This window comes from Alphaproteobacteria bacterium (genome assembly GCA_035625915.1).
Taxonomy (GTDB): domain Bacteria; phylum Pseudomonadota; class Alphaproteobacteria; order JACZXZ01; family JACZXZ01; genus DATDHA01.
This window is the reverse complement of record DASPOR010000206.1, coordinates 19,787-44,838: the sequence shown is the minus strand read 5'-3', so window position 1 is coordinate 44,838 and position 25,052 is coordinate 19,787. Positions and strand designations below refer to the sequence as shown.

At 62.0% G+C, this 25,052-nt stretch carries 20 protein-coding genes; 13 read left to right on the top strand and 7 right to left on the bottom strand.

Annotation, left to right across the window (positions count from 1 at the left end):
• Window positions 1-144: 144 nt before the first annotated feature.
• The 3 genes from acnA (at window position 145) to VEJ16_16770 (ending at window position 4,623) form a co-directional block, all read left to right on the top strand.
• Window positions 145-2,838 (top strand): aconitate hydratase AcnA, encoded by a 2,694-nt coding sequence (gene acnA, locus VEJ16_16780; protein HYB11319.1) that lies wholly within the window; start codon window positions 145-147, stop codon window positions 2,836-2,838.
• Between the two features lie 276 nt (window positions 2,839-3,114).
• The gene (locus VEJ16_16775; GenBank protein HYB11318.1) at window positions 3,115-3,696 is read left to right on the top strand and encodes a TetR family transcriptional regulator C-terminal domain-containing protein; all 582 of its coding nucleotides are present in this window, start codon (window positions 3,115-3,117) and stop codon (window positions 3,694-3,696) included.
• Window positions 3,697-3,891: 195 nt separating this feature from the next.
• Window positions 3,892-4,623 (top strand): DUF1223 domain-containing protein, encoded by a 732-nt coding sequence (locus VEJ16_16770; protein ID HYB11317.1) that lies wholly within the window; start codon window positions 3,892-3,894, stop codon window positions 4,621-4,623.
• A gap of 106 nt (window positions 4,624-4,729) precedes the next feature.
• On the opposite strand, the gene VEJ16_16765 is transcribed toward VEJ16_16770, so the two are convergent.
• Together VEJ16_16765 and htpG are read right to left on the bottom strand one after the other, a co-directional pair.
• Window positions 4,730-5,602, bottom strand: a complete 873-nt coding sequence (locus VEJ16_16765) for a LysR family transcriptional regulator (GenBank protein ID HYB11316.1) — start codon at window positions 5,600-5,602, stop codon at window positions 4,730-4,732.
• Between the two features lie 280 nt (window positions 5,603-5,882).
• Window positions 5,883-7,763, bottom strand: a complete 1,881-nt coding sequence (htpG, locus tag VEJ16_16760; protein HYB11315.1) for a molecular chaperone HtpG — start codon at window positions 7,761-7,763, stop codon at window positions 5,883-5,885.
• Between the two features lie 167 nt (window positions 7,764-7,930).
• Between htpG and VEJ16_16755 the strand changes: the two genes are divergently transcribed.
• The 10 genes from VEJ16_16755 to VEJ16_16710 all read left to right on the top strand — a co-directional run bounded on the left by VEJ16_16755 (window position 7,931) and on the right by VEJ16_16710 (window position 18,099).
• Window positions 7,931-8,260: an HPF/RaiA family ribosome-associated protein gene (locus VEJ16_16755; protein HYB11314.1), complete on the top strand. Its 330-nt coding sequence runs from the start codon at window positions 7,931-7,933 to the stop codon at window positions 8,258-8,260.
• A 60-nt stretch (window positions 8,261-8,320) separates the two neighbouring features.
• Window positions 8,321-9,019, top strand: coding sequence for a protein-L-isoaspartate(D-aspartate) O-methyltransferase (locus tag VEJ16_16750; GenBank protein ID HYB11313.1), 699 nt, complete (start codon window positions 8,321-8,323; stop codon window positions 9,017-9,019).
• A gap of 47 nt (window positions 9,020-9,066) precedes the next feature.
• Window positions 9,067-11,589 carry a helicase-related protein gene (locus tag VEJ16_16745; GenBank protein HYB11312.1) on the top strand — a complete coding sequence of 841 codons (2,523 nt, stop codon included), beginning with the start codon at window positions 9,067-9,069 and terminating at the stop codon, window positions 11,587-11,589.
• Window positions 11,573-12,016 carry an RNA-binding S4 domain-containing protein gene (locus VEJ16_16740; GenBank protein ID HYB11311.1) on the top strand — a complete coding sequence of 148 codons (444 nt, stop codon included), beginning with the start codon at window positions 11,573-11,575 and terminating at the stop codon, window positions 12,014-12,016. The genes VEJ16_16745 and VEJ16_16740 overlap by 17 nt, the downstream gene beginning before the upstream one ends.
• Before the next feature lie 112 nt (window positions 12,017-12,128).
• Window positions 12,129-12,464: a ferredoxin FdxA gene (fdxA, locus tag VEJ16_16735; GenBank protein ID HYB11310.1), complete on the top strand. Its 336-nt coding sequence runs from the start codon at window positions 12,129-12,131 to the stop codon at window positions 12,462-12,464.
• 285 nt (window positions 12,465-12,749) lie between these two features.
• The gene (locus VEJ16_16730; GenBank protein ID HYB11309.1) at window positions 12,750-13,247 is read left to right on the top strand and encodes a CarD family transcriptional regulator; all 498 of its coding nucleotides are present in this window, start codon (window positions 12,750-12,752) and stop codon (window positions 13,245-13,247) included.
• Window positions 13,248-13,442: 195 nt separating this feature from the next.
• Complete coding sequence (locus VEJ16_16725; protein ID HYB11308.1) at window positions 13,443-15,113, top strand: isovaleryl-CoA dehydrogenase; 1,671 nt, start codon at window positions 13,443-13,445, stop codon at window positions 15,111-15,113.
• 53 nt (window positions 15,114-15,166) lie between these two features.
• On the top strand, window positions 15,167-16,408 hold the full coding sequence (locus VEJ16_16720; GenBank protein HYB11307.1) for a Zn-dependent hydrolase: 1,242 nt from the start codon (window positions 15,167-15,169) through the stop codon (window positions 16,406-16,408).
• Between the two features lie 66 nt (window positions 16,409-16,474).
• Complete coding sequence (gene pip / locus VEJ16_16715) at window positions 16,475-17,437, top strand: prolyl aminopeptidase (GenBank protein HYB11306.1); 963 nt, start codon at window positions 16,475-16,477, stop codon at window positions 17,435-17,437.
• Between the two features lie 122 nt (window positions 17,438-17,559).
• Window positions 17,560-18,099: an acyloxyacyl hydrolase gene (locus tag VEJ16_16710; GenBank protein ID HYB11305.1), complete on the top strand. Its 540-nt coding sequence runs from the start codon at window positions 17,560-17,562 to the stop codon at window positions 18,097-18,099.
• Between the two features lie 193 nt (window positions 18,100-18,292).
• On the opposite strand, the gene VEJ16_16705 is transcribed toward VEJ16_16710, so the two are convergent.
• From VEJ16_16705 to VEJ16_16685, 5 genes are read right to left on the bottom strand one after another with little or no spacing between them, the layout of a single operon-like run.
• Entirely contained in the window at window positions 18,293-19,621 is a 1,329-nt protein-coding gene (locus VEJ16_16705) for an aminotransferase class III-fold pyridoxal phosphate-dependent enzyme (protein ID HYB11304.1), read from the bottom strand.
• A gap of 36 nt (window positions 19,622-19,657) precedes the next feature.
• Window positions 19,658-20,371, bottom strand: coding sequence for an ABC transporter ATP-binding protein (locus VEJ16_16700; GenBank protein HYB11303.1), 714 nt, complete (start codon window positions 20,369-20,371; stop codon window positions 19,658-19,660).
• On the bottom strand, window positions 20,364-22,388 hold the full coding sequence (locus tag VEJ16_16695) for an ATP-binding cassette domain-containing protein (GenBank protein ID HYB11302.1): 2,025 nt from the start codon (window positions 22,386-22,388) through the stop codon (window positions 20,364-20,366). The genes VEJ16_16700 and VEJ16_16695 overlap by 8 nt, the downstream gene beginning before the upstream one ends.
• A gap of 9 nt (window positions 22,389-22,397) precedes the next feature.
• On the bottom strand, window positions 22,398-23,327 hold the full coding sequence (locus tag VEJ16_16690; protein ID HYB11301.1) for a branched-chain amino acid ABC transporter permease: 930 nt from the start codon (window positions 23,325-23,327) through the stop codon (window positions 22,398-22,400).
• Window positions 23,328-23,377: 50 nt separating this feature from the next.
• A complete protein-coding gene (locus VEJ16_16685) occupies window positions 23,378-24,640 on the bottom strand; it encodes a branched-chain amino acid ABC transporter substrate-binding protein (protein HYB11300.1) in 1,263 nt (420 codons plus the stop codon).
• Window positions 24,641-25,052: the final 412 nt, after the last annotated feature.

Below are 25,052 nucleotides of genomic sequence, written 5' to 3'. Positions count from 1 at the left end.
CGAGCCGGCCCTCGGAGGGGGACTCCCCGGCGGTTTTATTGGTGCTATAACCATCGTTACCAACCCCGGGGCGATTCCCGCTCGAGGACGCGCCGCCCGAGGTGCGGAGCATCCGCGCACCGTCGAAAACTCAGGAGACCGCCCGTGGCCGTCATCGGACAGGATACGCTCAAGACCCGCCGCACGCTCAGCGTGGGAAACAAGAAATATGACTATTTCAGCTTGGATGCGGCTCAAAAGGCAGGTCTCGGGGACCTCGCGCGCCTGCCGTTCTCGCTCAAGGTGTTGCTCGAGAACCTGCTGCGCTGGGAGGATGGCCGAACGGTCTCGGTCGATGACTTGAAGGCGATGGCAAGCTGGCTCAAGGACCGGCGCTCGACCCGCGAAATCGCTTTCCGGCCCGCGCGCGTGCTCATGCAGGATTTCACGGGCGTGCCCGCGGTCGTCGATCTCGCCGCGATGCGCGACGCGGTCGTCAAGCTCGGCGGCGATGCCAAGCAGATCAATCCGCAAGTGCCCGTCGATCTCGTGATCGACCATTCGGTGATGGTCGATTCATTCGGCGCCAAGGAATCGTTCCGCAAGAACGTCGAGATGGAGTTCCATCGCAACCAGGAGCGTTACGAGTTCCTGCGTTGGGGACAGAAGGCATTCGATAATTTCCGCGTCGTCCCACCGGGGACCGGCATCTGCCACCAGGTCAACCTCGAATATCTCGCACAAACCGTCTGGCTCGCGAAGGAAAACGGGACCGAAATCGCCTATCCCGACACCGTCGTCGGCACCGACAGTCACACGACGATGGTCAACGGCCTCGCCGTGCTGGGTTGGGGTGTGGGCGGGATCGAGGCGGAGGCGGCAATGCTTGGCCAGCCGATCTCGATGGTCATTCCCGAGGTGGTGGGCTTCAAGCTCACCGGCCGCCTCAAGGAAGGGGCCACGGCGACCGATCTTGTGCTTACCGTCACGCAGATGTTGCGCAAGAAAGGTGTGGTGAACAAGTTCGTCGAATTCTACGGACCGGGCTGCGGCAATCTTTCGCTCGCCGACCGGGCCACGATCGGGAACATGTCGCCGGAATACGGCGCCACATGCGGCTTCTTCCCGATCGATGCCGAGACGATCCGCTATCTGCGCTTCACCGGCCGCGACGAAGGGCGTGTGAAGCTCGTCGAGGCCTACGCCAAGACTCAGGGCCTGTGGCGCGACCAATCCACGCCCGACCCGGTCTTCAGCGACACACTGGAACTCGAACTCTCGAACGTCGAGCCCTCGCTCGCCGGACCCAAACGCCCCCAGGACAAGGTAACGGTGGCCGGGGCGGCGAAGGCATTCAACGACTCGCTCAAGGATTTCGTGGGTGAGGTCGGCCGCGCCAAGTCGGTCCCGGTCAAGGACGCCAATTATTCCCTCAAGGACGGCGATGTCGTGATCGCGGCGATCACGAGCTGCACGAACACCTCGAACCCGGACGTGATGATGGCGGCGGGCTTGCTTGCGAAAAACGCCAATGCCAAGGGTCTCAAGACGAAGCCTTGGGTGAAGACGTCGCTTGCACCGGGCAGCCAGGTGGTGAGCGATTATCTCGGCAACTCGGGCCTTCAAGCGGAGCTCGACAAGCTCGGCTTCAATCTTGTGGGATATGGATGCACCACGTGCATCGGCAATTCGGGCCCCTTGCCGGAGCCGATCGCCGACGCGATCGAGGCGGGCGACCTCGTTTGCGCCGCGGTCCTTTCCGGCAATCGGAATTTCGAAGGCCGCATCAATCCGTCGACGAGGGCGAATTATCTCGCCTCGCCGCCACTCGTCGTCGCTTATGCGCTTGCGGGGTCGATGAAGGTCGACCTGGGCAAGGACCCGCTCGGCGAGGGCCGCGATGGCAAGCCCGTCTATCTCCGCGACATCTGGCCATCGAGTCACGATATCCGTACGACCATCGAAGGCGCGCTGAGTGCCGAGATGTTTCGCAAGCGCTACGCCAACGTCTTCGAGGGCCCGCCCGAGTGGCGCAGCATCAAGGTCGCCGGCGGGCTCACCTATGATTGGTCGGAGCGCAGCACCTACGTGCGCAATCCGCCCTACTTCGAGGGCATGACCCTCAAGCCGTCGGACGGCTTCAGCGATATATCGGGCGCACGGCCCCTCGCACTTCTCGGCGATTCGGTCACGACGGATCACATTTCGCCTGCGGGCAACATCAAGAAGGAGAGCCCGGCCGGCGAGTATTTGATCAGTTATCAGGTGCGCCCCCTCGACTTCAATTCCTATGGCTCGAGGCGCGGTAACCACGAGGTGATGATGCGCGGCACCTTCGCGAATATCCGCATCAAGAACGAAATGGTGCCGGGTGTCGAGGGTGGCTTCACCAAGCATGTGCCGAGCGGGGAGAAGATGTCGATCTATGACGCGGCGATGAAATATAAGAGTGCTGAAACGCCGCTCGTCGTCGTCGCCGGCAAGGAATACGGCACGGGTTCTTCGCGCGACTGGGCCGCGAAGGGGCCGATGTTGCAAGGTGTCAAGGCCGTCATCGCAGAGAGTTTCGAGCGCATACATCGTTCCAATCTTGTTGGAATGGGCGTACTGCCACTTCAGTTTCAGGAAGGTGTCACGCGCAAGACTCTCAAACTCGACGGTGCCGAGACGTTCGACGTGATCGGACTTAGGAGCGGGATCAAACCGCGGATGCCTCTCACGCTGGTCGTCCACAGACAGAACGGCCAGTCCGAGAAAGTGCCGGTGATTTGCCGCATCGATACCGAAGACGAAGTGGAGTATTTCCGCAATGGTGGAATTCTTCAGTTCGTTTTGCGGAATTTGGTGAAATCGACTTAGAATGACCAGTTAGTTTTTTTGGAACATCCGTGAGGTCTCGACAGGCCGGCGCGCGAACGCGGTGAATTTACCCGCGCGAATCGGCGTGGAACGATGTATTATCAACAACCTGACACTGCACGCGTCCCCCTGTCAGCGAGAAGCAATTTGCAAACAAAACTTAAATGTACGGTTAGTTTATAACCGGCAAAGTCGTTGGATTTACAATCACCCGTTTTCTTGACAATCTGTTCTAAATTTGTATTCTGGAATAGATCTGCATTTTGAGCACGACCGATGGCTCGAGCCAAATCCTTCGATCCCGACACCGCCTTGCGCAAGGCGATGCAGCTTTTTTGGCGCCAGGGCTACGAAGCGACGTCGGTTGACGATCTTGTCCAAGCGATGGGGATCAACCGTGCGAGCCTTTATGGAACCTACGGCGACAAGAGAAGCCTCTTCCTCCAAGCGCTCGACCGTTATATCGAGAGCGTGCTGACACCTCGGCTCGACGCTCTCGAATCCGCGTCTTCTCCGCTCGAAGGTCTTCGAGGGTTGTTTACCGAGCTCGCGGCCTTTGCAGCCGGCGACCCGCAACGGCGCGGTTGCCTTGTCGTCAGTGCTGCTTGCGAATTGGGGAGCCGGGACGCCGACGTTGCAGCCCGGCTTCGGGCGCACTATGAGGCAATGGAGGTGTTGCTCACGCGGGTGATCGCCCGCGCGCAGGACGAGGGCGAAGTAGCCCTCGATCGCGATCCCCGCACACTCGCAGAGGGTCTGAGTGCCCTAATCGACGGCCTCCGCGTGCGCTCCAAACTGGGTGCGGAGGGTCCCGCCCTCGGCCGGATTTCAGACCTCGCACTTGCGATGCTCGGCTGAAAATCGGATCCTCGTGTGGCGAATTTCGGATCCACCACACCAGGATGGAGACGACCGCGGCGGCCCGTGTCCGATCCCATGCCCGATTTCGGGTGCCGTTTTGAAACTAGCGGTTGCTTTTTTGCGGGATGCGTTTCACTCTTTCTTGAAGACAAGTGATTCGTGCGGCTGCGACCGAACCCATAAGTATAGGCCATGATGCGATTCACGATTGCCGCCGTGGCGGCCCTCATCGCGGTGCTGCCCGCACTTCCTGCTGCGGCGGATGGTCAAAATCCCGTCGTCGTGGAGCTCTTCACGTCCCAAGGCTGCTCGAGCTGCCCGCCGGCGGACGCCTATCTCGGCGAGCTTGCCAAGCAGAAAAACGTCATAGCACTCGCCTTCCACGTGGATTATTGGGACTATATCGGTTGGAAGGATCAATACGCGCTCCCCGACGCTACGGCTCGCCAGCGCCGCTATACAGAAGCGCTCGGCAATCGCTATCTCTATACACCTCAGATGGTCGTGGAGGGTCGCAACGACGCGACGGGCTCCGACCGCGGGGCCATTGCCCGGCTCATTGAGGCGGAACTGAAGATGAAGGACAAGGTTCCGCTCGCGGTCACGGAGCGTTCGGAAAGCGATTACAAGATCGAGATCCCCGCCTCGAACCTGAAGGGGACGGCGACGGTTTGGCTCGCGATCTTCGACAAGGAGCGCACGACCGACGTGGCGCGCGGCGAAAATGGCGGCCGCACGCTCCAGGAGTTCAACATCGTGCGCGAGTGGCGCAAGGCGGGCCGCTATGACGGCAAGGCCGCGGAGATTCCCGTCGAGGTCGCGCTAAAACCCGATAGCGGCTGCGCGATCCTGCTGCAGGCGGATAATTCGGCGGGCGAGGGCCAAGGACCCATCCTCGGCGCCACGCTCATCGACGAAAACTAAGCGACCCCTCGACACCGGGAAACGGACGCGCGGGATGTCGTGCGATGGGGTGTCGTGCGCCCAGATACTTATCCGGCTATGGATTTGAGCCGCGATTGCACGCCGCTCAGGCCGCCTCGTCCGACGTCGCCGCTTCAGCACTCGCAAGGTTTCGCAGACCCTGGAACGCGACTTTGAGCAAGCTCTCCTGTGCTGAGCTTTGGGGATAAACCGCGTAGGCCGGCCGGTGGAAATCGGGCGCCTCCTTGACCAGGTGAAGTCGGCCCGCCTCGATGTGCGGACGCACCACGCGTATCGGGAAATAGCCGCTTCCCCCGCTTTCGAGGAGATAGGAAAGTCCCAAAAAACCGATGCCAACGCTCACCGCCGGTGTCGCGAAATCGGGAAAGGCCTGGGAGTGGCCCGAATGGAACGCGGGGCCCCAGTCGACATACACGTAGCGGTCATCGAGAACCGGCCGTGCATCCTTTTCGGTCGAGACCATGACGATGCGGTCGGTGAAGAGTTGCTCGACAACGAATCCGGTACGGTTCTGCGGCGCATACATCGCCACGATATCGAGGAGCCCCTCGCTCAGTTGGCGGATCAGCGTTTCGGGTGTTCCCACCTCGGCGCGGACCGCCACGTCGGGCATCGCGGTCCGAATCCACGGGACCCACTTGATCAGCAGCCGTTCCCATAGGCTGTGCTGGCCGCCGATCCCCAGAACGGCTCGAAAACCGGGCGGCAACGCCACGTCTTGACGCGCCTGCTGCCAGGCGCGGACCACGGTCGTGGCATAGCGCCGGAATTGCTGGCCCGCCGCCGTCAGCTGAGCGCCGGCTTTGCTGCGCGTGAAAAGCGGTCGGCCCAGGCTGTCCTCGAGCGCTTTGATGCGCATACTCGCCGTGGATTGGGTGATATTGAGCCGTTCCGCCGCCTTCACGAAGGTGCCGGACTCGGCGATCTCCAAAAATGTGCGCGCTTGCTCGATGTCCATTTGAACAGACCGCGTTCGAGGGTAACGGCGTCCGTCTGCTATTATCGGAAAAAACGATAGTTTACATCGATAAAATTCGTTTGTCGAATGACAACGAGATGTTTATCGTTTGTGTTGCCAGCCCGCCCGGTAGACGTTGTCGGTGGAGAATTTGGGCGAGGGCTGGATTGCGACGTCACACACTTACCGCAAGGCGGTGCCATCCACATCGGCACCCACAACGCGGCCACACCCCGCCCCCGGGGGTGGCCGCTTTTTTTTGGCCCTGAAGCCTGGTCAATCAGCCGATGAGGCCGTACTCCAACACGCTCGCGAGCCGGCGGGAGAATGCGGCCGGATCGGGTGGCGTTTCGCCCTGAACGATGCGGGCTTGGTCGAGCAGCAAGAACGCATAATCCTCGATTCGCGACGACGTCCCCTTTTTCGACACGTCCTTGACGAGACGCCTTATGAGGGGATGCGTCGGATTGACCTCCAGGATGCGCCGTGCCCCTTGGTCGACCTGCTTGTGCTGGCGTAGAAGCCGCTCAAGATGGATGTCCATGTCGCCTTCGTCCGCGACCAGGCACACGGGGCTGTCGGTCAACCGCTCCGACGCGCGTACATCCTTGACCATGTCCTTCAGCGTCAATTTGAAGAGGGCCACGAGCCCGCTCACCTCGGATGCCGCACTGTCGTCCTCGCGTTTGTCGCCGTCGGCATCGCTTCCCGCGGCACTTTTTATCTTGGCGAGATCGGCACTTCCGCGCGTGACGGATTTGAAGGGTTTCTCCTTGTAGCTTCCGACAGCGCTCAGCCAGAACTCATCGACGGGATCGGTCATCAAGAGCACTTCCACGCCCTTCGCCCGAAACCCTTCGAGCTGTGGGCTTCGCCGCACCACTTCGACCGTCTCGCCCGCGATGTAATAGATCGCCTCTTGGCCCTCCCGCATGCGGGTTAGGTAGTCCTCGAAACTCACAAGCTCCTCACCCGCGGTCGAGTGGAAGCGGGCAAGGGCGAGAAGGCGCTCGCGCTGCTCCGGGTCTTCGTATAGCCCTTCCTTCAGCACGGCGCCGAAATTCCGCCAGAACTTCGCGTAGTCTTTTGGATCGTCCTTGGCTTTTCGGTCGAGCTCGTCGAGGGTCCGCTTGACGAGGCCCGTCCGCATCTTGATGAGCACGGGGTTCTTTTGAAGCATTTCGCGGCTGACGTTGAGGGGCAGGTCGTCCGTGTCGACGATGCCGCGCAAAAAGCGCAGATAGGCCGGCAAAAGTTCCGGGCATTCGTCGGTGATGAAAACGCGTTTCACGTAGAGGCGCACCGAACTTTTGCGCTCTGGGTTGAAGAGATCGAAGGGCCGCTCCTGGGGCACGAAGAGGAGGGCCGTATAATCGAGCGTCCCTTCCGCCCGATAGTGGAGCGTCGCCCACGGCTCGTCGAAACTATGGGCACTTTGGCGGTAAAATTCCTTGTACTGAAGCTCGGTGATCTCGCTTTTGGGCCGTGTCCAAAGGGCAGAAGCGCGATTGATCGTTTCCTTCTTGCCGGCCTCATCCAATTCGATCGGAATTGCGATGTGGTCGGAGTGACGCTTTACAACCTCGCGCAGTCGTGCCGCTTCGAGGAATTCTTTCGCCGTGTCGTTGAGGTGAAGATTCACACGCGTACCGCGGCTCGCAAGCTCCGCCTCGCCGACCGTGAAGCTGCCTTTGCCGTCCGAAATCCAGTGCCACGCCTCGCTGCCCCCCGCCTTGCGTGAGACGACTTCCACACGGTCGGAAACCATGAACGCGGAATAAAAACCGACCCCGAATTGACCGATCAGGCTCGGTGCGGCATCGCCATCGCCCTTGGCCGCCTCGGTGACGAACGCTGCGGTGCCGGAACGCGCAATGGTGCCGAGATTTTCAATGAGATCGGCGCGGCTCATGCCGATCCCATTGTCGGCGATCGTGAGCGTGCCGGTCTTCTTGTCGGCCGAGAGGGTAATGCGGAAATCGGCCCCGCCCTCGAGCAGCTCGGGCTTCGTAAGGGCTTCGTAACGCAAGCGGTCGCAGGCATCCGATGCATTCGAAATCAGTTCGCGCAGGAACACTTCCCGCTCGCTGTAAAGCGAATGGGCGACGATATCCAGGAGCTTGCTGACCTCCGCCTGAAAGTTGAGCTTTTCTTCGGACATGGTTCCCCTCGTTTGGGTGCCTGCGTTCTCGTGTGCTGATATGAGGAAGGCGTTCGCCGGCTGCAAGCCCCTCGTAAGCAAGACCAAGCCCGCTTGTACATTGCGCCATACCTACCCACATGCGAGATGTAGGCTCGTTCGTCTCTCCAGACATGGTGGAGCAGGCAATGCAGGTTCCGCTTCAGATCACCTTTCGCGACATCACCCCGAGCAAGACCGTCGAAAACCGTATCCGGCAAAAGGCGCGCAAATTGGAACGTCTATCGAAGCGCATCACCGGCTGCCATGTTACCGTCGAAGCACCCCACAAAAGCCACCAAAAGGGCGGGGTGTTCCGGGTGAAGGTCGACGTCACGCTGCCGGGGGGCGCTGTCTACGCAGCGAAGGGGCGCCTGCGGCTTCATACCCACCGGGACCTTATGGTTGCGGTCGGTGAGGCTTTCGATGCGGCTCGACGGCAGATCGCGGACTACGTCGTCCGCCGCAGGGGCGACTGACGAGCAGGCCCGCAAGGTCCGGCTTGGTGCCATTGCCGCCGACCTGTTATGCTTTTGCCCGTGACGACCGACCCTCGGCACCGCGGCCACCCGGACGGCTGCCCCTACCAAGAGCAGCGTCGGCGGCTGCTCGGCGAGATCGAGGACGAGGTTCGCAAGACGCGCGAGTATCTCGGCACCGACACACTCGATCCCCGCGTGATGTCGGCGCTCGGCTCGATACCCCGCCACGAATTCGTGCCCGAAGGCTCGAGACATCTTGCCTACGAGAATTCGCCGCTGCCGATCGGACATGGCCAGACGATCTCCCAACCCTACATCGTCGCGGTGATGACCCATCTGCTTGAGATCCGCCCCGACGATGCGATCCTTGAGATCGGTACCGGCTGCGGATACCAAACGGCCGTCCTCGCCGAACTCGCAAGGTCGGTCTATTCGATCGAATACGTTCCCGAACTTGCCCGGGATGCAGCCGCACGCCTCGCGCGTCTCGGCTATCGCAACATTGAATTGCGCACAGGCGACGGCTCGCTTGGCTGGCCGGAAGCCGCCCCCTTCGATGGCATCATCGTGACCGCGGCCGCACAACGCGTTCCGTTGGCGCTGGTCGCCCAATTGAAGGCAGGCCGGCGAATGGTCTTGCCGATCGGGCGCGCGCGCGAAGAACAGGAACTTTCGATCGTGGTAGGCGGGCAACGCGGGCCGGTCGTGGCGCGCCCCATCCTGCCTGTCGCCTTTGTGCCCCTCAAGGGCGGCTAGGCTGGGGAGTGCATGTCTAGGCAACTTTTTAAAAAGGATCGATCGGCTTGTTGACGAAAACCCGCGATCCCCGACATCCCATCGCTGTCCTCGGGCCGACCAACACCGGAAAAACCCACCTCGCAATCGAGCGGATGCTGGGGCACCGCACGGGCATGATCGGCTTCCCGCTCCGACTGCTCGCGCGGGAGAATTACGATCGGATCGTCCGGCTCAAGGGCGAGAAGGCGGTTGCACTCGTCACCGGCGAGGAAAAAATCGTTCCCGCGCACCCGAGCTATTGGGTTTGCACCGTCGAAGCCATGCCGCTCGACCGCAGCGTCGAATTCATGGCGGTCGACGAAATCCAAGTCGCGGCCGATCCGGATCGCGGCCACGTCTTCACCGACCGGCTTCTTTATGCGCGCGGCAACGAAGAGACAATGCTGCTGGGTGCCGAGACGATTCGTCCCCTGTTACGGAAGCTCGTCGCCGGCGTCGAGTTCGTCACGCGGCCCCGATTCTCGCACCTTACCTATACCGGCCAGCGCAAGCTCACGCGTCTGCCGCCGCGGAGTGCGGTCGTTGCGTTCTCAGTGCAAGAGGTCTACGCGCTCGCGGAGCAGATGCGCCGCCAACGCGGCGGCACGGCGGTCGTCCTGGGGGCCCTGAGCCCGCGCACGCGCAACGCGCAAGTCGCGATGTATCAGGCAGGCGAGGTCGACTACCTTGTCGCGACCGACGCGATCGGCATGGGGCTCAATATGGACGTGAGTCACGTCGCCTTCTCGAGCCTTGTGAAATTCGACGGCTGGTCGCCGCGCCGGCTCTACCCCGCGGAGCTCGCGCAGATCGCCGGGCGCGCGGGGCGCTACATGTCGGATGGGACGTTCGGCGCCACGGGCGAACTCGGCCCCCTCGATCCCGAGCTCGTCGAAGCGATCGAGGAGCATCGCTTCGAACCGCTCAAGACTCTCTACTGGCGCAACGTCGATCTCGATTTCCGCTCGATCGATAATCTATTGCGAAGCCTGGAAGCGCCCCCGCCAGCACCGTTCCTGAGGCGTGCGCGCGAAGCCGAGGACGTGCAAGCGCTCACCACCTTGGCGCGGGACCCCGATGTGGCGCCGCTTGCGCACGCGGCCGCGGCCCTGCGCACCCTCTGGGAAGTTTGCCAGATACCCGATTTCCGCAAGATTCTGAGTGATGCGCATGTCCGTCTCCTCAAGCGGATTTTTCTCCACCTGATCGGACCCGCCGCGAGGCTGCCCGAGGACTGGGTAGCGTCCCAGCTTGCAGCGCTCGACCGCCCCGACGGCGACATCGACGCACTCGTCCAGCGCATTTCCTTCGTTCGAACCTGGACCTTCATTTCCCATCGCGCCGAGTGGCTTCCCAATGCAGCACACTGGCAAGAGCGCGCGCGCAACATCGAAGACCGTCTATCCGACGCGCTTCACGCGCGCTTGACGCAGCGATTTGTAGACAAGCGTGCGGCGACGCTGCAACGCCACAGGCGCGCCGGGACCGAGCTCCTCGGCGCCGTCACCCGCACCGGTCAAGTGCTGGTCGAGGGCGAAGCCGTCGGTCAAATCGACGGCTTCCGTTTCACGCCGATCGAGACCGGCTCGCCCGACGAGGCGAAAGCGCTGATGAGTGCCGCCCTCCGCGCGCTGCGCAGCGAAATGCCGGCGCGCGTCAAGCGGGCACTCGAGGAACCGGACGTGAATTTCGCCCTCCGCGCGGACGGCCGGGTGGTATGGAACGCCTCGCCGATCGCCTATCTTGCACCCGGCGAACATCCCCTGACGCCGCGCGCGCTCTTGATGCCGACCGACCTCATTGAGCCGCAAACGCGCGAGATCCTGCGCCGGAACATCGCGGCTCGGGTCGAACGTCAAATCCGCGCGCGGCTTCAGCCACTATATGCCCTCGAGGAAGCTCCCCTCACGGGTGCGGCGCGGGGCCTCGCCTTCCAGCTCAAGGAGCGGCTCGGCGTCGTACCCAGAACGCCCGTGCGCCCCCAACTCGATGCCCTCGACGCGGCGGCACGAGCGACCCTCAAGCGCCACGGCGTGTGCACCGGCGTCGATGCCGTTTATCTTCCGGCCCTTCTCAAGCCCGATGCGATTGCGTTGAAGACGCTTCTTTGGGCCGTACATCACGACATGGTCGATCTCGTATCGGCACCCTCGCCGGGCAGGATTTCGATCAAGCTCGACCCTGCGGTCCCGCTCGCGTTTTATGAGGCGATCGGATATCGCGTCTTTGGGCATGTCGCGGTGCGCGCTGACCGCCTCGATCGTCTTTCGCTCGAGGCAAGACGACGCTCCCGCCACGGGCCCTTTGAACCCGATGCGAAGATTCTCTCCCTCGTCGGCTGTCCGAAGGACGATCTCGTTCCGATCCTCGCCACTCTCGGCTTCCGCGCCGAGGAGGGCGAAGGAGCACTTCGCTTCGTCGAGTCTCGGCGCGCCAAGGGAAACAGGTGGCCCAAGCGCCGGCAGCGAAGTGCAAAGCGGCTCGAACGCGAGGATGCCTCCTCGCCCTTCGCCAAACTCAAGGATTGGAATCTTGTCGGCACCGATTGACGCGGATCGCGTGCGGGACGATTTCGGTACGGACTCCGAGAGGAGTGCCGTTCAGACGTTGCGCGTCGACAAGTGGCTTTGGTTCGCGCGTTTCTTCAAAAGCCGCTCCCTTGCCACGCGGCTTTGCGCCGATGGCAAGGTGCGCATCAACCGGGTCGTCGCGACGAAGGCGCATCAGCCGATCCGGCCGGGCGATGTGCTAACCTTTCCCCAAGGTCGGCAAATTCGCGTGATCAAGGTGATCGCTCTCGGTGTGCGCCGGGGGCCGGCGGTAGAGGCGCAACGCCTATACGAGGATCTGACCCCGGAACAGCGCGTGGGCGAAGATGCTCGTGACGCACTCGCCACGGCCGTGCGCGATCCGGGTTCCGGTCGACCCACGAAAAAGGAGCGTCGCGCACTCGACCGTCTTGGCGAGGAAGGGTGAACCACTATTCCCGCTTGCCCCATTATGCGGCTTGGGCTTATTTACCACTCCGGCCGGCCTCGGGATGCAGACCGGAAGCCCTCGCCGGTGCCGAACCATACGGGAGAAATCGATGACCTACGTCGTGACCGAGAGCTGCATCAAGTGCAAATACATGGATTGCGTCGAGGTATGCCCGGTCGACTGTTTTTACGAAGGCGAGAATATGCTCGTCATTCACCCCGACGAATGCATCGATTGCGGCGTCTGCGAGCCCGAATGCCCGGTCGAGGCGATCAAGCCCGATACCGACGGCGATGTCTCGAGCTGGGTCGAGGTGAACCGAAAATATGCCGAAAGCTGGCCCAACATCACCCGTAAAGGCGAAATTCCGCCCGATGCCGACCAATTCAAGGACACCGCTGGCAAATTCGAGAAGTTCTTTAGCCCGAACCCCGCCAAGCGTTGAAAGAGCGGCAGTTTCAGTTAATTTTCTGATAAAACCTGTTTTACTGGTTAGATTCGACCAAGCCGGATGCTCGCGTTAACGCTGAGGGCTACACTTTTGACCTGGATTATGGTATAAGCATCGCTTCGGGTGCATGCCTTATGCTGTGCACCATGTCTATAGGGTCCGTCAGTACCCTGGAGCGGCCTCAAAAGGGGTGAGACCAGCTGCGTTGCGTGCGCACGGGGACACGTGTGCTTTCTGTTCTTTGTTACGGAGAGATTAATGGTAGGAAAGAGGCAAGGCATTGCGAACGAGTCGCCCTTTGGCACAGGCGATCTGGTCGTTTACCCCGCGCACGGTGTCGGCCGGATTTCCGGCGTCGAGACGCAGGAGATCGCTGGCTCGTCCCTGCAGCTCTTTGTGATTCAGCTGGACAAGGAGAAGTTGACGCTTCGCGTGCCGGTCAGCAAGGCGACGCAGGTAGGCCTGCGCAAGCTCTCGACCCGGAAGGTGATGGAATCCGCCCTCAAGACCTTGAAGGGACGGAGCCGGGTAAAGCGAACGATGTGGAGCCGTCGCGCCCAGGAGTACGAAGCGAAGATCAATTCGGGCGACCCGGTATCCATTGCGGAGGTGGTTCGCGATCTCCATCGCGGCACCGACCAGCCCGACCAATCCTATAGCGAGCGGCAGATCTACCAGGCGGCCCTCGATCGGCTGGCGCGCGAGCTTGCGGCCGTCGAGAAGCTCGACGAGAAGCGGGCGATCAAGCGCCTCGAAGACATTCTCAAGGTTGCCTAGGCCATTATCGGGCTCGCGTCCGCCCGAGCAGGCCACTAAAGCATTCCCCGGCAACGTGGACACTGGATTGACGATGGAAAAGCCCCGGCCGCAATGCTGGGGCTTTAACGTCGACGGAGTCGGATCGGGCCGGCTGGCGAGGTAACATAAGCCGTTTCGATCGTCCGCTTTTGCGAGTCTTTGGCGAGGACGACCATGGATGAGCGGCCCAGTCACCACGTCTACGGAACGCATGAGGTCATTAACCAGCCCCCGCCGCTCGAAAATCTAAACCTGTTCCTCACGGACCGCGCACTGCGGGACGCGGTGGTGCGAGAGGGTGGCGCCTTCGCACAAGATCGCCTCGTGGCGCTCGGCGCCGTCGTTGGTGCTGCGGAGACGATGCGGCTCGCCGAGCAGGCCAATCGCTTTCCGCCCGAGCTCAGGGCCTTTGACCGTTTCGGCAACCGTATCGACGAGGTCGATTTTCATCCCGCTTACCATACTCTCATGGCGCTTGCGGTCGAGCATCGGGTCCCAAGTTACGCATGGGTCGAGAAACGCCCGGGCGCTCACGTCGCGCGTGCAGCGCTGGCTTTCCTCTGGGGTCAGGCGGAAGCGGGCGTTTCCTGCCCGATGGCGATGACCTTTGCGGGCACGCCCGTCCTGCGGCACCTGCCCGATTTGGCGCGCGAGTGGGAACCGCGTTTCACGAGTGGGCGCTACGATTCCCGGTTCATCCCGGCCAAGGACAAGACGGGTGCGACCTTCGGCATGGCGATGACCGAAAAACAGGGCGGGTCCGACGTGCGCGCGAATTCGACGCGCGCTCGGGCCGTGGGCGCTCGGGGGCCTGGATGCGAATATCTTCTGACCGGCCATAAATGGTTTTGCTCCGCCCCCATGTCCGATGCCTTCCTGACATTGGCGTATGCCGAGGGCGGCTTGTCGTGCTTTTTCGTGCCACGCTTTCTGCCCGACGGGACGAAAAATCGGATATTCATCCAGCGCCTCAAATCGAAACTCGGCAACCGCTCCAACGCATCGAGCGAGATCGAGTATGACGAGACATGGGGACGCCTCGTCGGCGAGGAAGGCCGAGGCATTGCGACCATCATCGAGATGGTGCAGGGGACGCGCCTCGAATGCGCGCTTGGATCGGCGGCCCTCATGCGTCAAGCACTCGTCCAGGCGCTTCATCACGCGTCGCATCGTTCGGCGTTCCAGCGCCGTCTCGTCGACCACGCCTTGATGCGCAACGTGCTCGCCGACCTGACGCTCGAATCCGAGGCGGCGACGGCACTCGCGTTCCGCGTGGCGCGCGCATTCGGCGAAGGTCAGGACGACGAACACGCGCGCCGTTTCGCGCGGATCGCCACGGCGATTGCCAAATACTGGATCTGCAAGCGCGCGCCGGCGCTGGTTGGCGAAGCCCTCGAATGCCACGGCGGCAACGGCTACGTCGAAGAGAGCGTGATGCCGCGTCTTTACCGCGAAGCGCCGGTCAACGGCATCTGGGAGGGCTCGGGCAACGTCATCTGCCTCGACGTATTGCGCACACTCGAGCGCGAGCCGGAAAGCGTTGAGCTGCTGCTCGCGGAGTTGAGCGCCTCGCGCGGGCTCGACGCACGTTATGACCGCTTTCTCGATCGGCTTGGCGTGGAAATCGAGAATCGCGACGAGAGGGAAACGCGCGCGCGGCGGCTGATCGAAGCACTCGCGTTGGCGCTCGAGGCCGCCATTCTCCTGCGAAACGACCCGGCCAACGTCGCGAACGCGTTCTGCGCTTCCCGGCTTGACGGGGATCGCGGCCTGGCGTTCGGCACCCTGCCGACCGGATTCGACGCGATTGCACTCATTGAGCGGGCAATGCCAAGCGAGCCTTGACCGGCTCACGGCCACCTCCTACCGTTTTCCCCGGCGATTACCGGAGGTCGGAGATGCAGAAGAACTTGAAGGTCAACGGCGAACGGCTGTGGCTTAGCCTCATGGAAATGGCGGAAATCGGCGCAACACCGAAGGGCGGGGTGTGTCGTTTGGCGCTGACATCACTCGACAAGCAGGCGCGCGACCTTTTCGCGCGATGGTGCGCGGAGGCCGGCTGCACGATCACCGTCGACGCCATCGGCAATATTTTCGCGCGCCGGGCCGGGAGCGACGAGTCGCTCCCGCCGATCATGACAGGCAGCCATCTCGACAGCCAGCCGACCGGCGGCAAGTTCGACGGCGCCTATGGCGTCATGGCGGGCCTTGAGGTGCTGCGAACCTTGAACGATCTTGGAATAAAGACCAAAGCCCCGGTCGAAGCAGTCGTTTGGACGAACGAAGAAGGCTCGCGGTTTGCCCCGTCGATGACCGCCTCCGGCGTCTTCGCCGGAAAATTTTCGCTCGACTTCGCGCTCGGCCTCAAGGACACCGACGGGATTACCATGGGCGAAGCGCTCGAGAAGATCGGCTATGCCGGAAAGGCGCCGGTCGGCGGGCGCAAGGTCGGCGCCTTTTTCGAGGTGCATATCGAGCAGGGGCCGATCCTCGAGACCGAGCAGAAGACGATCGGCGTCGTCACAGGGGCCCAGGGCCAACGCTGGTATGACGTGGTCGTCACGGGCCTGGATTCCCATGCCGGCACGACGCCGATGCCGAATCGCCGCGATGCGATGGCGGGGGCCGCGCGCATGATCGCTTGCCTCGAAAAAATCGCAAAGAGCCATGCACCTTACGCGGTCTCAACGGTCGGGATGCTGAAGGTGCATCCCAACTCACGCAATGTCGTTCCCGGGCAGGTTTATTTTTCCGCCGATCTGCGCCACCCGGATGCGGGCACGCTCGCCGCGATGGATCACGAAATGCGCCTGCGTTTCCAGTCGATTGCAATCGAACAACGGCTTGAACTTTCGATCGAGCAGATCTCCCTCACCGAGGTCGTGCGCTTTGAGCCCGATTGCATCAACGCCGTGCGCGCAGCGGCAACCCGTCTCGGCTACGCCCATCGCGACATTGTTTCGGGTGCGGGACACGACGCCTGCTACATGTCCAAGGTCGCACCCACCGCGATGATCTTCGTGCCGTGCGAGAACGGGTTGAGCCACAACGAGATCGAGAACGCAACACCGAGCGACGTCGCGGCGGGTTGCGAAGTCCTGCTGCATGCCATTCTCGATCGTGCCGGCATCGCGCAATAGTCATAGCACTCGGCTGTCGCCACCACCCCAAGGTACTCGTCGCCGAACGATGTCGTGGAGAGCCCGATGCCGCCCGTGAGGGAGCTTTATCCCGAACTCCAGCCGCACCAGAGCGGCATGCTGAAGCTCGACGACGTTCACACGATGTATTGGGAGGTATCGGGCAATCCCCGGGGAGCACCCGTCCTTTTCCTCCATGGCGGCCCGGGCGCTGGAAGCACGCCCACTCATCGCCGGTTTTTCGATCCAGCGCATTACCGTATCGTGGTGTTCGACCAGCGTGGTGCTGGCCGTTCGGTCCCGCTCGGCGAGACGCGTGCGAATACCACACCACTTCTTGTAAGCGATATCGAGACGCTTCGCCGCCATCTCGGCATCGAGGGCTGGCTGGTGTTCGGCGGCTCGTGGGGCTCGACGTTGGCGCTTGCCTATGCCGAGACTCATCCTGATCGGTGCAGCGGCCTCGTTTTGCGCGGAATCTTCGTCTGTCGAAAGAGCGAGATCGATTGGTTTCTCTACGATATTCGCAATCTCTTCCCGGAGGCGTGGCGGACGTTCGCTGAGTTCCTTCCCGAAGCCGAACGCGGCGACCTGCTCGCGAACTACCACAAGCGCCTCATGGACCCCAATCCCGACGTGCACATGCCCGCTGCACGGCGCTGGAGCGTCTATGAGGGGTCTTGCTCGACACTTCTACCGAGTCCGGAGACCGTCGCCGCCTTCGGTGACGATCGGATGGCACTTGGCCTTGCGCGAATGGAGGCGCACTACTTTATCAACGGTATCTTTCTGGCCGAAAATTTTCTCCTCGAGAACATTCCGCTGGTGCGACATCTGCCGACCGTCATCGTGCAGGGCCGTTACGATGTCGTCTGCCCGATCGCGACGGCGGATGAGCTGCATCGAGCTTGGCCGGAGGCGCGGTATCACGTGATACCCGATGCCGGCCATTCGGCGATGGAGCCGGGCATTCGCTCCGCACTCCTCGATGCAACCGACGGGTTCCGCACGCTTCAATGGCGCTGGTGACATATCAATTCGCGCGTCGGTTCCGGATAAACACACACGTCGCTTGCCAGCAATTCGGAATCCCGTATTATCTGGGCGCCGGTCTTTCAAACCATTCGGTCCAGTATCCAGCGGGGTTGGTCTTGCGCGTCGCACTCGGGCTCCTGAGCCTGCTGACCCTTAGCGTGCTGGTGGTTCCGGCACACGCCTGTTCGGAAACTTCCTGGTATTCCTGCGACAGTTCCGATTTTATCGAATTTCAGCTCGGTTCTTTTGACGTCCGCCGCGACCACAGCTTTGCCTACAATTTCGAATATCGCTCGGACTACGAGATTTTCGGTTACATCAAACCGATCGTCGGGATCCTCTCGACATCGCGAAAAGCGGTCTATGGCTATGGCGGGTTCGCGGTCGATTTTTATCTCGGAAGCAATGTCTACGCGACACCGAGCCTTGCCATCGGCGGCTATGAGCGCGCCGATGATGCCAGGCTGGGGGCGGCCTTTCCGGAGTTTCGATCGGCTATCGGGATTGCCTATCGCTTCGACGATGATTCCAGGCTTGGCGTGGCGTTCTACCATATTTCGAACGCTGGCTTGAGCCGCAGTAACCCTGGTTCGGAAGTGGCGGTTTTGACCTACGCCTATCCGCTTCAGAACCTCAGGGAACTTATTGGGGAATGAACGAATAGGGGACCCTGACGAGCGAGACCTTTGGTCCTCGGCGTTGTTTTCGGGCCTTAACCACGGGCAGCCTGGCCATGACGAAAAAAGGGGTGGCGCATGGTATTGCTACAGCCGAATCACCCAACCGATAAGCCACGGGTTCACGCCAATCTTGAGATCGTGAGTCAGCGCGCCGAGGCGCTGTCGCGTTCTAAGGGGCGAGGATCGAGCGGTAGTTCTCGAGGAAATCGCCGAAGGCCTGGGCGAATCCGTCGAACTCCGCCGGGCCATGCTCGACCGAAAGGCTGATGAAACCCCGCCGGGCCAGATAGTAGCCGCGCGCCAGCATCTCGATATGGAAAAGGGAGCGCGCTGCAGCCGGCGTTGCCTCGGCATCCGCCGGCCGCTCGATCGGTTTCGACTGGAAATGCACCGCGAGGAGCGAGCCGACCCCGTTCACGATGACCGGCACGCCGAGCTTGCGGCCGATCGCGTTGAGTTTGCCGCGCAATGCGTCGCCCGCGGCGTTGAGCCTTTCCGCCGCCTCGGGCGTGAAAACATGCGTGAGTCCGGCGACACCGGCCGCCATCGTAAGGACATTGTTGTTGAATGTTCCGGCATGACCGATGTAGCCGGGTTTATGGGGGTCGTAGCGTTCCATGAGCGCACGCTTGCCGCCGAAGGCGCCGAAGGTCAGGCCGCCGCCGATATATTTCCCGAAGCTTGTCAAGTCGGGAACGATACCGAGCTTCTTTTGAAGGCCGCCCGATGACAGCCGGGACGTCATCACCTCGTCGAAGATGAGGACAATGCCGTGCTTCGTGGCGGCGTTGCGCAAGGCCTCGAGGAAATCGCGGCGTGCGGGAATGGCGCCGCCCGAACCCATCATCGGTTCGACGATGATCGCGGCCAACTCCGCGGCGTGCTTCTCGATCACAGCGAGCGTGGCCGCGGTGTCGTTGTAGGGCGCATAAACAATCGGGAAAGGCACGTTGACCGGCGAGCCGCCGTGACCGAAGGTCAATACACCGCCATGATAGGCGCCCTCGAACACGAGGATATGGCTTCGCCCGGTCGCTGCGCGGGCGGTGCCGAGCGCCATCAGGTTACCCTCGGTCCCCGAATTCGTGAACCGCACCATGTCGCACGAGGGAAACCGCGCGCATACGAGCCGGGCAAGCTCAGCCTCGTACACATTCGGTCCGCCGAGAGTAATACCCCCGTCGAGCACCGCCTTGATCGCCTGCAGGATCGCGGGCTGGGAATGGCCGTAAAGCCCGGCCGTGTATTCGCCGAGGAAATCGACGTAGACGTGCCCGTCGAGATCGGTGAGCCGGCAGCCCTCGCCCTTCACGATCGCGACCGGATAAGGCGGATAGAAGAGGATCGTTCGCGTGTTGCCGCCAGGCATGACCGACTCGGCCGCCGCTTGACGAGCACCACTCTTCGGGTTGGCGGCGACGAAGCGCTCCTCCGCCTCCTTGAGGGCCGCATCGAGACTGAGATTGACGCCAGATTTGACCGCAGCCGCCGTGCTCATCGCGACCCCCCTTTCGCCTTTTTCGGGCGCCGAAAGTCAGTGCTGCATTTCGCCGAGATACGTCTTTTTGAGCATTTCATTCTCAAGAAGGCTCTTGGCCGTGCCGGATAGCACCACCTCGCCGGTCTGCAGCACATAACCCCGATGGGCGATCGAGAGCGCCATGCTGGCGTTCTGCTCGACCACGAAGATCGAGGTGCCGAGCTTGTTGATCGTCTGAATGATTTCGAAAATCTGCTCGACATAGGCGGGCGAAAGTCCCATCGAGGGCTCGTCCATGCACAAGAGCCGCGGCCGCGCCAGCAATGCGCGGCCCATCGCCACCATCTGCTGCTCGCCACCCGAAAGGGTTCCCGCCTGCTGGGCAAGGCGCTCTTTCACGCGGGGAAAAAGTTCGTAAACCTTCTCCATGTCCTCCTGGATGCCGTCGCGATCGTCGCGCGTATAAGCACCCATTTCGAGGTTCTCGAACACCGTCATACGGGGAAAGAGGCGGCGCGCCTCGGGAACCGGTGCGATGCCGCGCTTGACGCGCTCCGCCGTCGGCAGGTTGTTGATCGGCTTACCCTCGAACAGCACCGTTCCGGCCTTGGGCGTCACGATACCGAGCACGGTCTTCATCGTGGTCGACTTGCCGGAGGCGTTGCCGCCCAAGAGGCACACGATTTCGCCCTTGTTGATGACGTAGTTGACCTTCTTGAGGACGTGCAGCTCGCCGTAGTAGGTGTCGACGTCGCGAAACTCAAGCATGGGCCACCTTCCGGCCGAGATAGGCTTCGAGCACTTCGGGCCGGGCGTGGACTTCTTCCGCGGTCCCTTCGGCGATCTTTTCGCCGTGATCGAGCACCACGATCTTGTCGGCGAGGTCGTTGACGACGTTGAGCTTGTGCTCGATGAGGAAAATGGTCAGCCCCATCTTGCGGAAACTCTTTATCTGCTCGGCAAGCTCCAGCGTTTCCGCCGGGTTCATTCCCGCGGTCGGCTCGTCGAGCAGCAGAATCTTGGGCCGAGAGGCAAGTGCGCGCGCAATTTCCGTGCGGCGGCGATTGGCGTAGGAAAGCTCATGCGCCAGTTGATTGACGCGCGGCGTTAAGCGGTTCCCGAAGATCGATATGATCTCCATCGCGCGTTCGCGCGAATCACGCTCCTCCTGCAACGTGTGGGGCGTGTGGAGCACCGAACCGATGGCATCCGACGTCGTCCGCGCATGCATGCCGACGAGGATGTTTTCCATCACCGTCATATTGTTAAAAAGGCGGAGGTTCTGGAACGTCCGGGCGACCCCGCGCTCGACGACCGCATGAGACGGCAGGCCCGTGATGTCCTCGCCCAACAGGATGACCTTGCCGCCGTCCGGCTCGTTCATGCCGGTGATGAGATTGAAGAACGTCGTCTTACCCGAGCCGTTGGGGCCGATGAGGGCGACGATGCTGCTTTGCTCGATCCTGAGATCGACCTCCTTCACCGCCGTAATACCGCCGAAGCGCTTCAGGAGCTTTTGAATATCGAGCATCGGCACCGAGGAGTCCGCCTTATAGGTTTCGATCACGCGAAGCTGAGTCGCGACCACGCCGCGCGTCGGTAACGCCGTTTGCTGTTCGAAAGTCAGGGCCGGCGTACTGCGGCGTGCGGGAATGAGTCCTTGGCGCCGGAACAGCATCATGAAAACGAGGATGAAGCCGAAAATGAGTTCGATCGATTGCACCAGGTCGATATGCTGCAACGACTCGCTGTCCACCATTCGGCCGAGCGCGTGGATCCATTGGGTAAGATCCTGGAGGAACCAGGATTGAAGGAGTTGCAGGATCACCGCGCCGACGACCACGCCGTAGATGCTACCCATGCCGCCGAGCACGATCATCACGAGCACCATGACCGACACCGGGAACATGAACATGTCCGGTGTCGCGGTCTGAAGCTTCGCCACATAGAAGGTTCCGGTCATGCCGGCGAATCCGGCACCCACGGCAAACGCGAGGAGTTTCAATTTGACGCGGTTGACTCCCATCGCACCGGCTGCGATCTCGTCCTCGCGGATCGCCATCCAAGCACGGCCTATGCGCGATTCCTTGAGCCGCAGGCTGACGAACATAAGAAAAACGATCAGCAGCAGGCCGAGATAATAATAAGGGGTCGACTCGACGCCGAAGGAATAGCCGAAGAGGCTCGGTGGCGCCACGCCGTTCAGGCCGGCGGCCCCGTTGGTCAGCTCCGGCCAGTTGCGCGCGACGATCGGCACGATCTCGCCAAAGCCGAGGGTCACGATCGCCAGATAGTCGCCCCTGAGGCGAAGGGTCGGCGCCCCGAAGAGCACGCCGAAGAACGCGGCCACGAAGGCCGAAACCGGCATCGCGATCCAGAACGAAAGCGTGAAGTGGACGACATCGGGCGCGCCGTCGACGTGATAGCGCAGCACGAAACCGAGCCAGCGGAAGGGCTCCCAGAAGCTCGACCATTCGGGCGTGAGCTGCCACGACGACGTGACGCCGTAGAAATATGCACCGATCGCAAAGAAGGCGGCGTAACCGAGATCGAGCAGGCCGGCGAGCCCGACCACGATATTGAGCCCGAGGGCCAGGACCGCGAAAGCGCAGGCATTCGCCGCCGCGTCGATGTCGCCTTCGTTGGTGATGATGAAGGGAAATGCAAGGAGGAAGAGGCCGACGACGATGACGATAAGGCGTGTGCGCTGCTCTATCGAAAGCGCGCGGAACGGGGCCGTGATCGTCTCACCGAGGGTCGTCGTGCGGGGAGAGGGAGCTACCATGGTTGCGCCTCACGACTTCTGAGGGGCGGCCCGGCCGAACAGGCCGGTCGGCCGGAATACGAGGACGATGACCAGAATGGAGAAAATGATCACATCGGTCCATCTCACGGCGAGAAGTTGCCCGCCAAGCGATTCGATGAGTCCGATGATGATCCCGCCAACCATGGCGCCCGGGATGTTCCCGATGCCACCGAGGACGGCGGCGGTGAAGGCGCGTAAGCCCGCCGTGTAGCCGATGGTGAAATTCGTGTAGTTGTAATAAAGCCCGAAGATGAGGCCGGCAGCACCCGCAAGGGCGGAGCCGAGGAAGAAGGCGATCATCACCACCTTGTCGACCTCGACCCCCATCATGCGGGCGGCTTCCTGGTCCTGGGAGGTCGCCTGCATGGCCTTGCCCATCTTTGTGCGCCGCACGAAGAAGTGCAATCCGGCCATCAGAATGAACGCGACGATCCAGACGAGCACTTCGCGCAACTGGAGTTCGACCCCGCCGAATCCCCAACGCACCTTGGGCATCGGGTTCGGGAAGTTCTGAGCGTCGGCGCCCACGGTGAGCAGGATGATATTGAAAAGGATGTAGGAGACGCCGATCGTCGTGATCATCGCCGCCGTGCCCGGCACTCCCCGCAAGGGGCGCAAGGCAAAGCGCTCGATGAGCACGCCGATCGCTCCGGAGAGCAGCATGGTGCCCACGAGTGCGAGCAGTAGCACGCCCACCAGGGGGAAGCCGGCCAGGATGGTCCTTTGGCCGATCAGCCCGGTCAGCTCCAAGATCCCCATCGCGATGAACGACCCCACCATGAAGACGTTGAAGTGGGCGAAGTTGATCAGCGACAGGATGCCGTAAACCATGGTGAACCCGAGTGCCAGTAGCGCGTACATGGCACCCAGGCTCACACCGTTGATGACCTGCTGGAGCAGGACTTCGGTATAGGTCATTGCCAGGTCCCGATCCTATCGGTCGAACGTCATGGGACGCTATTCAAGCCTCAGCTCGCCGGAGTTTGCGGCGCCACACCGACATACTTGTATTGGTGAATGACGTCGTCCTCCGGAAATTTCGCGTCGTGCTTGATCTGGAACACGCTGATAGTCCGGCTCAAGATGTCGCCGTTCTCGTCGAACGCGACCTCGCCCTGGAGGGTCTTGAGCTTGGCCGACTGGATCGCGTCCCGGACGTTTGCCTTGTTGACTTCCTTTCCGCTTGCCGCCACGCGTTTCACCGCGTCGATAATAACCTGTGCGGCGTCGTAGGCGGTCACGGCATAGTCGCTCGGCGTCACATTGAACTTCTTCGTGTAGTCCTCGACCCACTTCGCAAGAGCCGGGTCCTCACTTACGTGCGGCGAGGCGATCGTCACGTACCAGCCTTCAACCGCCGGGAAGCCCACACCCTTGAGGATGTCCCCACCTTGCATGCCGTCGCCACCCAGCTTGATGACATTCGGCATGACGTCGGCGACTTGCTTGGCGAGCTTGATGCCGGCCTGGCTGACGCCGCCGTAATAGATGGCGTCGGGGTTCATGGCCTTGATCTTCGTGAGAACCGTCGTGTAGTCGGCTTCCTTCGGATTGAGCTGGTCGCGGCCGAGCACGTTGAGGCCGATCTTCTTCGCCTGTGCCTGGAAGGAATCCGCGATGCCGACGCCGTAGGCGCCGGAATCGTCGAGCACGAACACCGATTTCGCCTTTAGGGTGTCCTTCGCGTAATTGGCCATGTTCGGGCCTTGGAACGCGTCGGTGGTCACGGTGCGGAAGTAGACGGCCTTGCCCTTCGGGCGATACTGGCCGGCGAACTTGGGATCGGTGATGTCGGGATTGGTCGAGGACGGCGTGATGGTCGCGAGGTCGGATGCGGAAAGGATCGGCGACATCGCCTTACCCTCGCCGCTCATCTCGGGTCCGACCACGGCGACGACTTTAGGATCGGATGCGAACTTCTTCGCGTTGGTGGCGGCCTGTGCCGGATCGTATTGGCCGGCGGTGGCCGTACCGCTGTCGAGCACGACGATGTCGAACTTATAGCCCGCGACGCCGCCCTTGGCGTTCGCTTCGTCGATCGCCATCTGAGCGCCGTATTTGATGCGCGCGGCGGAATCGGCATCCGCACCCGTGAGCGGCAATTCGATGCCAACGGCCACGGTCTTGTCAGCCGCCTGCACGGGCACGAGCCCGGCCGCGGCCGCTAGGGCGACGAAGGCGCTGGCACCGAGCGCGGTCGTCACGAGGTTACGACGTAGAGTCTTTGTCATATGGCTACCTCCCAAGGCAGAATGTCCCGATATATTAACCATGCTGGTTAGGACCATTCGGTGCTGGGATATTGACCGGGCTAATGTCAGGAGTCCAGCCGACATTTTCACAGAATCGTAGCATAGGATGGCGCTCGGAACGGTGCGCGGACGGGCGGACTGGCCTTTTGGTGCGGTGTTCGAGGCGCGCTCGCCCTGGCGGCCTTTGAGCGGGGACCCGAAGGTGCGGCATCGAGCGATTGCAATATGCCCACAACGTGAAATCTCGACTTCGCTTGCGGATAGGCGAGCACGGCAACCATAAGGCGAGGAACTCGTAAGCGGAAGGCCCGGCATCGCGGCCGGGTCTGGCGGGGTATCGAGGGACCGGGGTGCCGCAGGCCCTCAAGTTGCCGGCGCGGTCGGTGTCTGG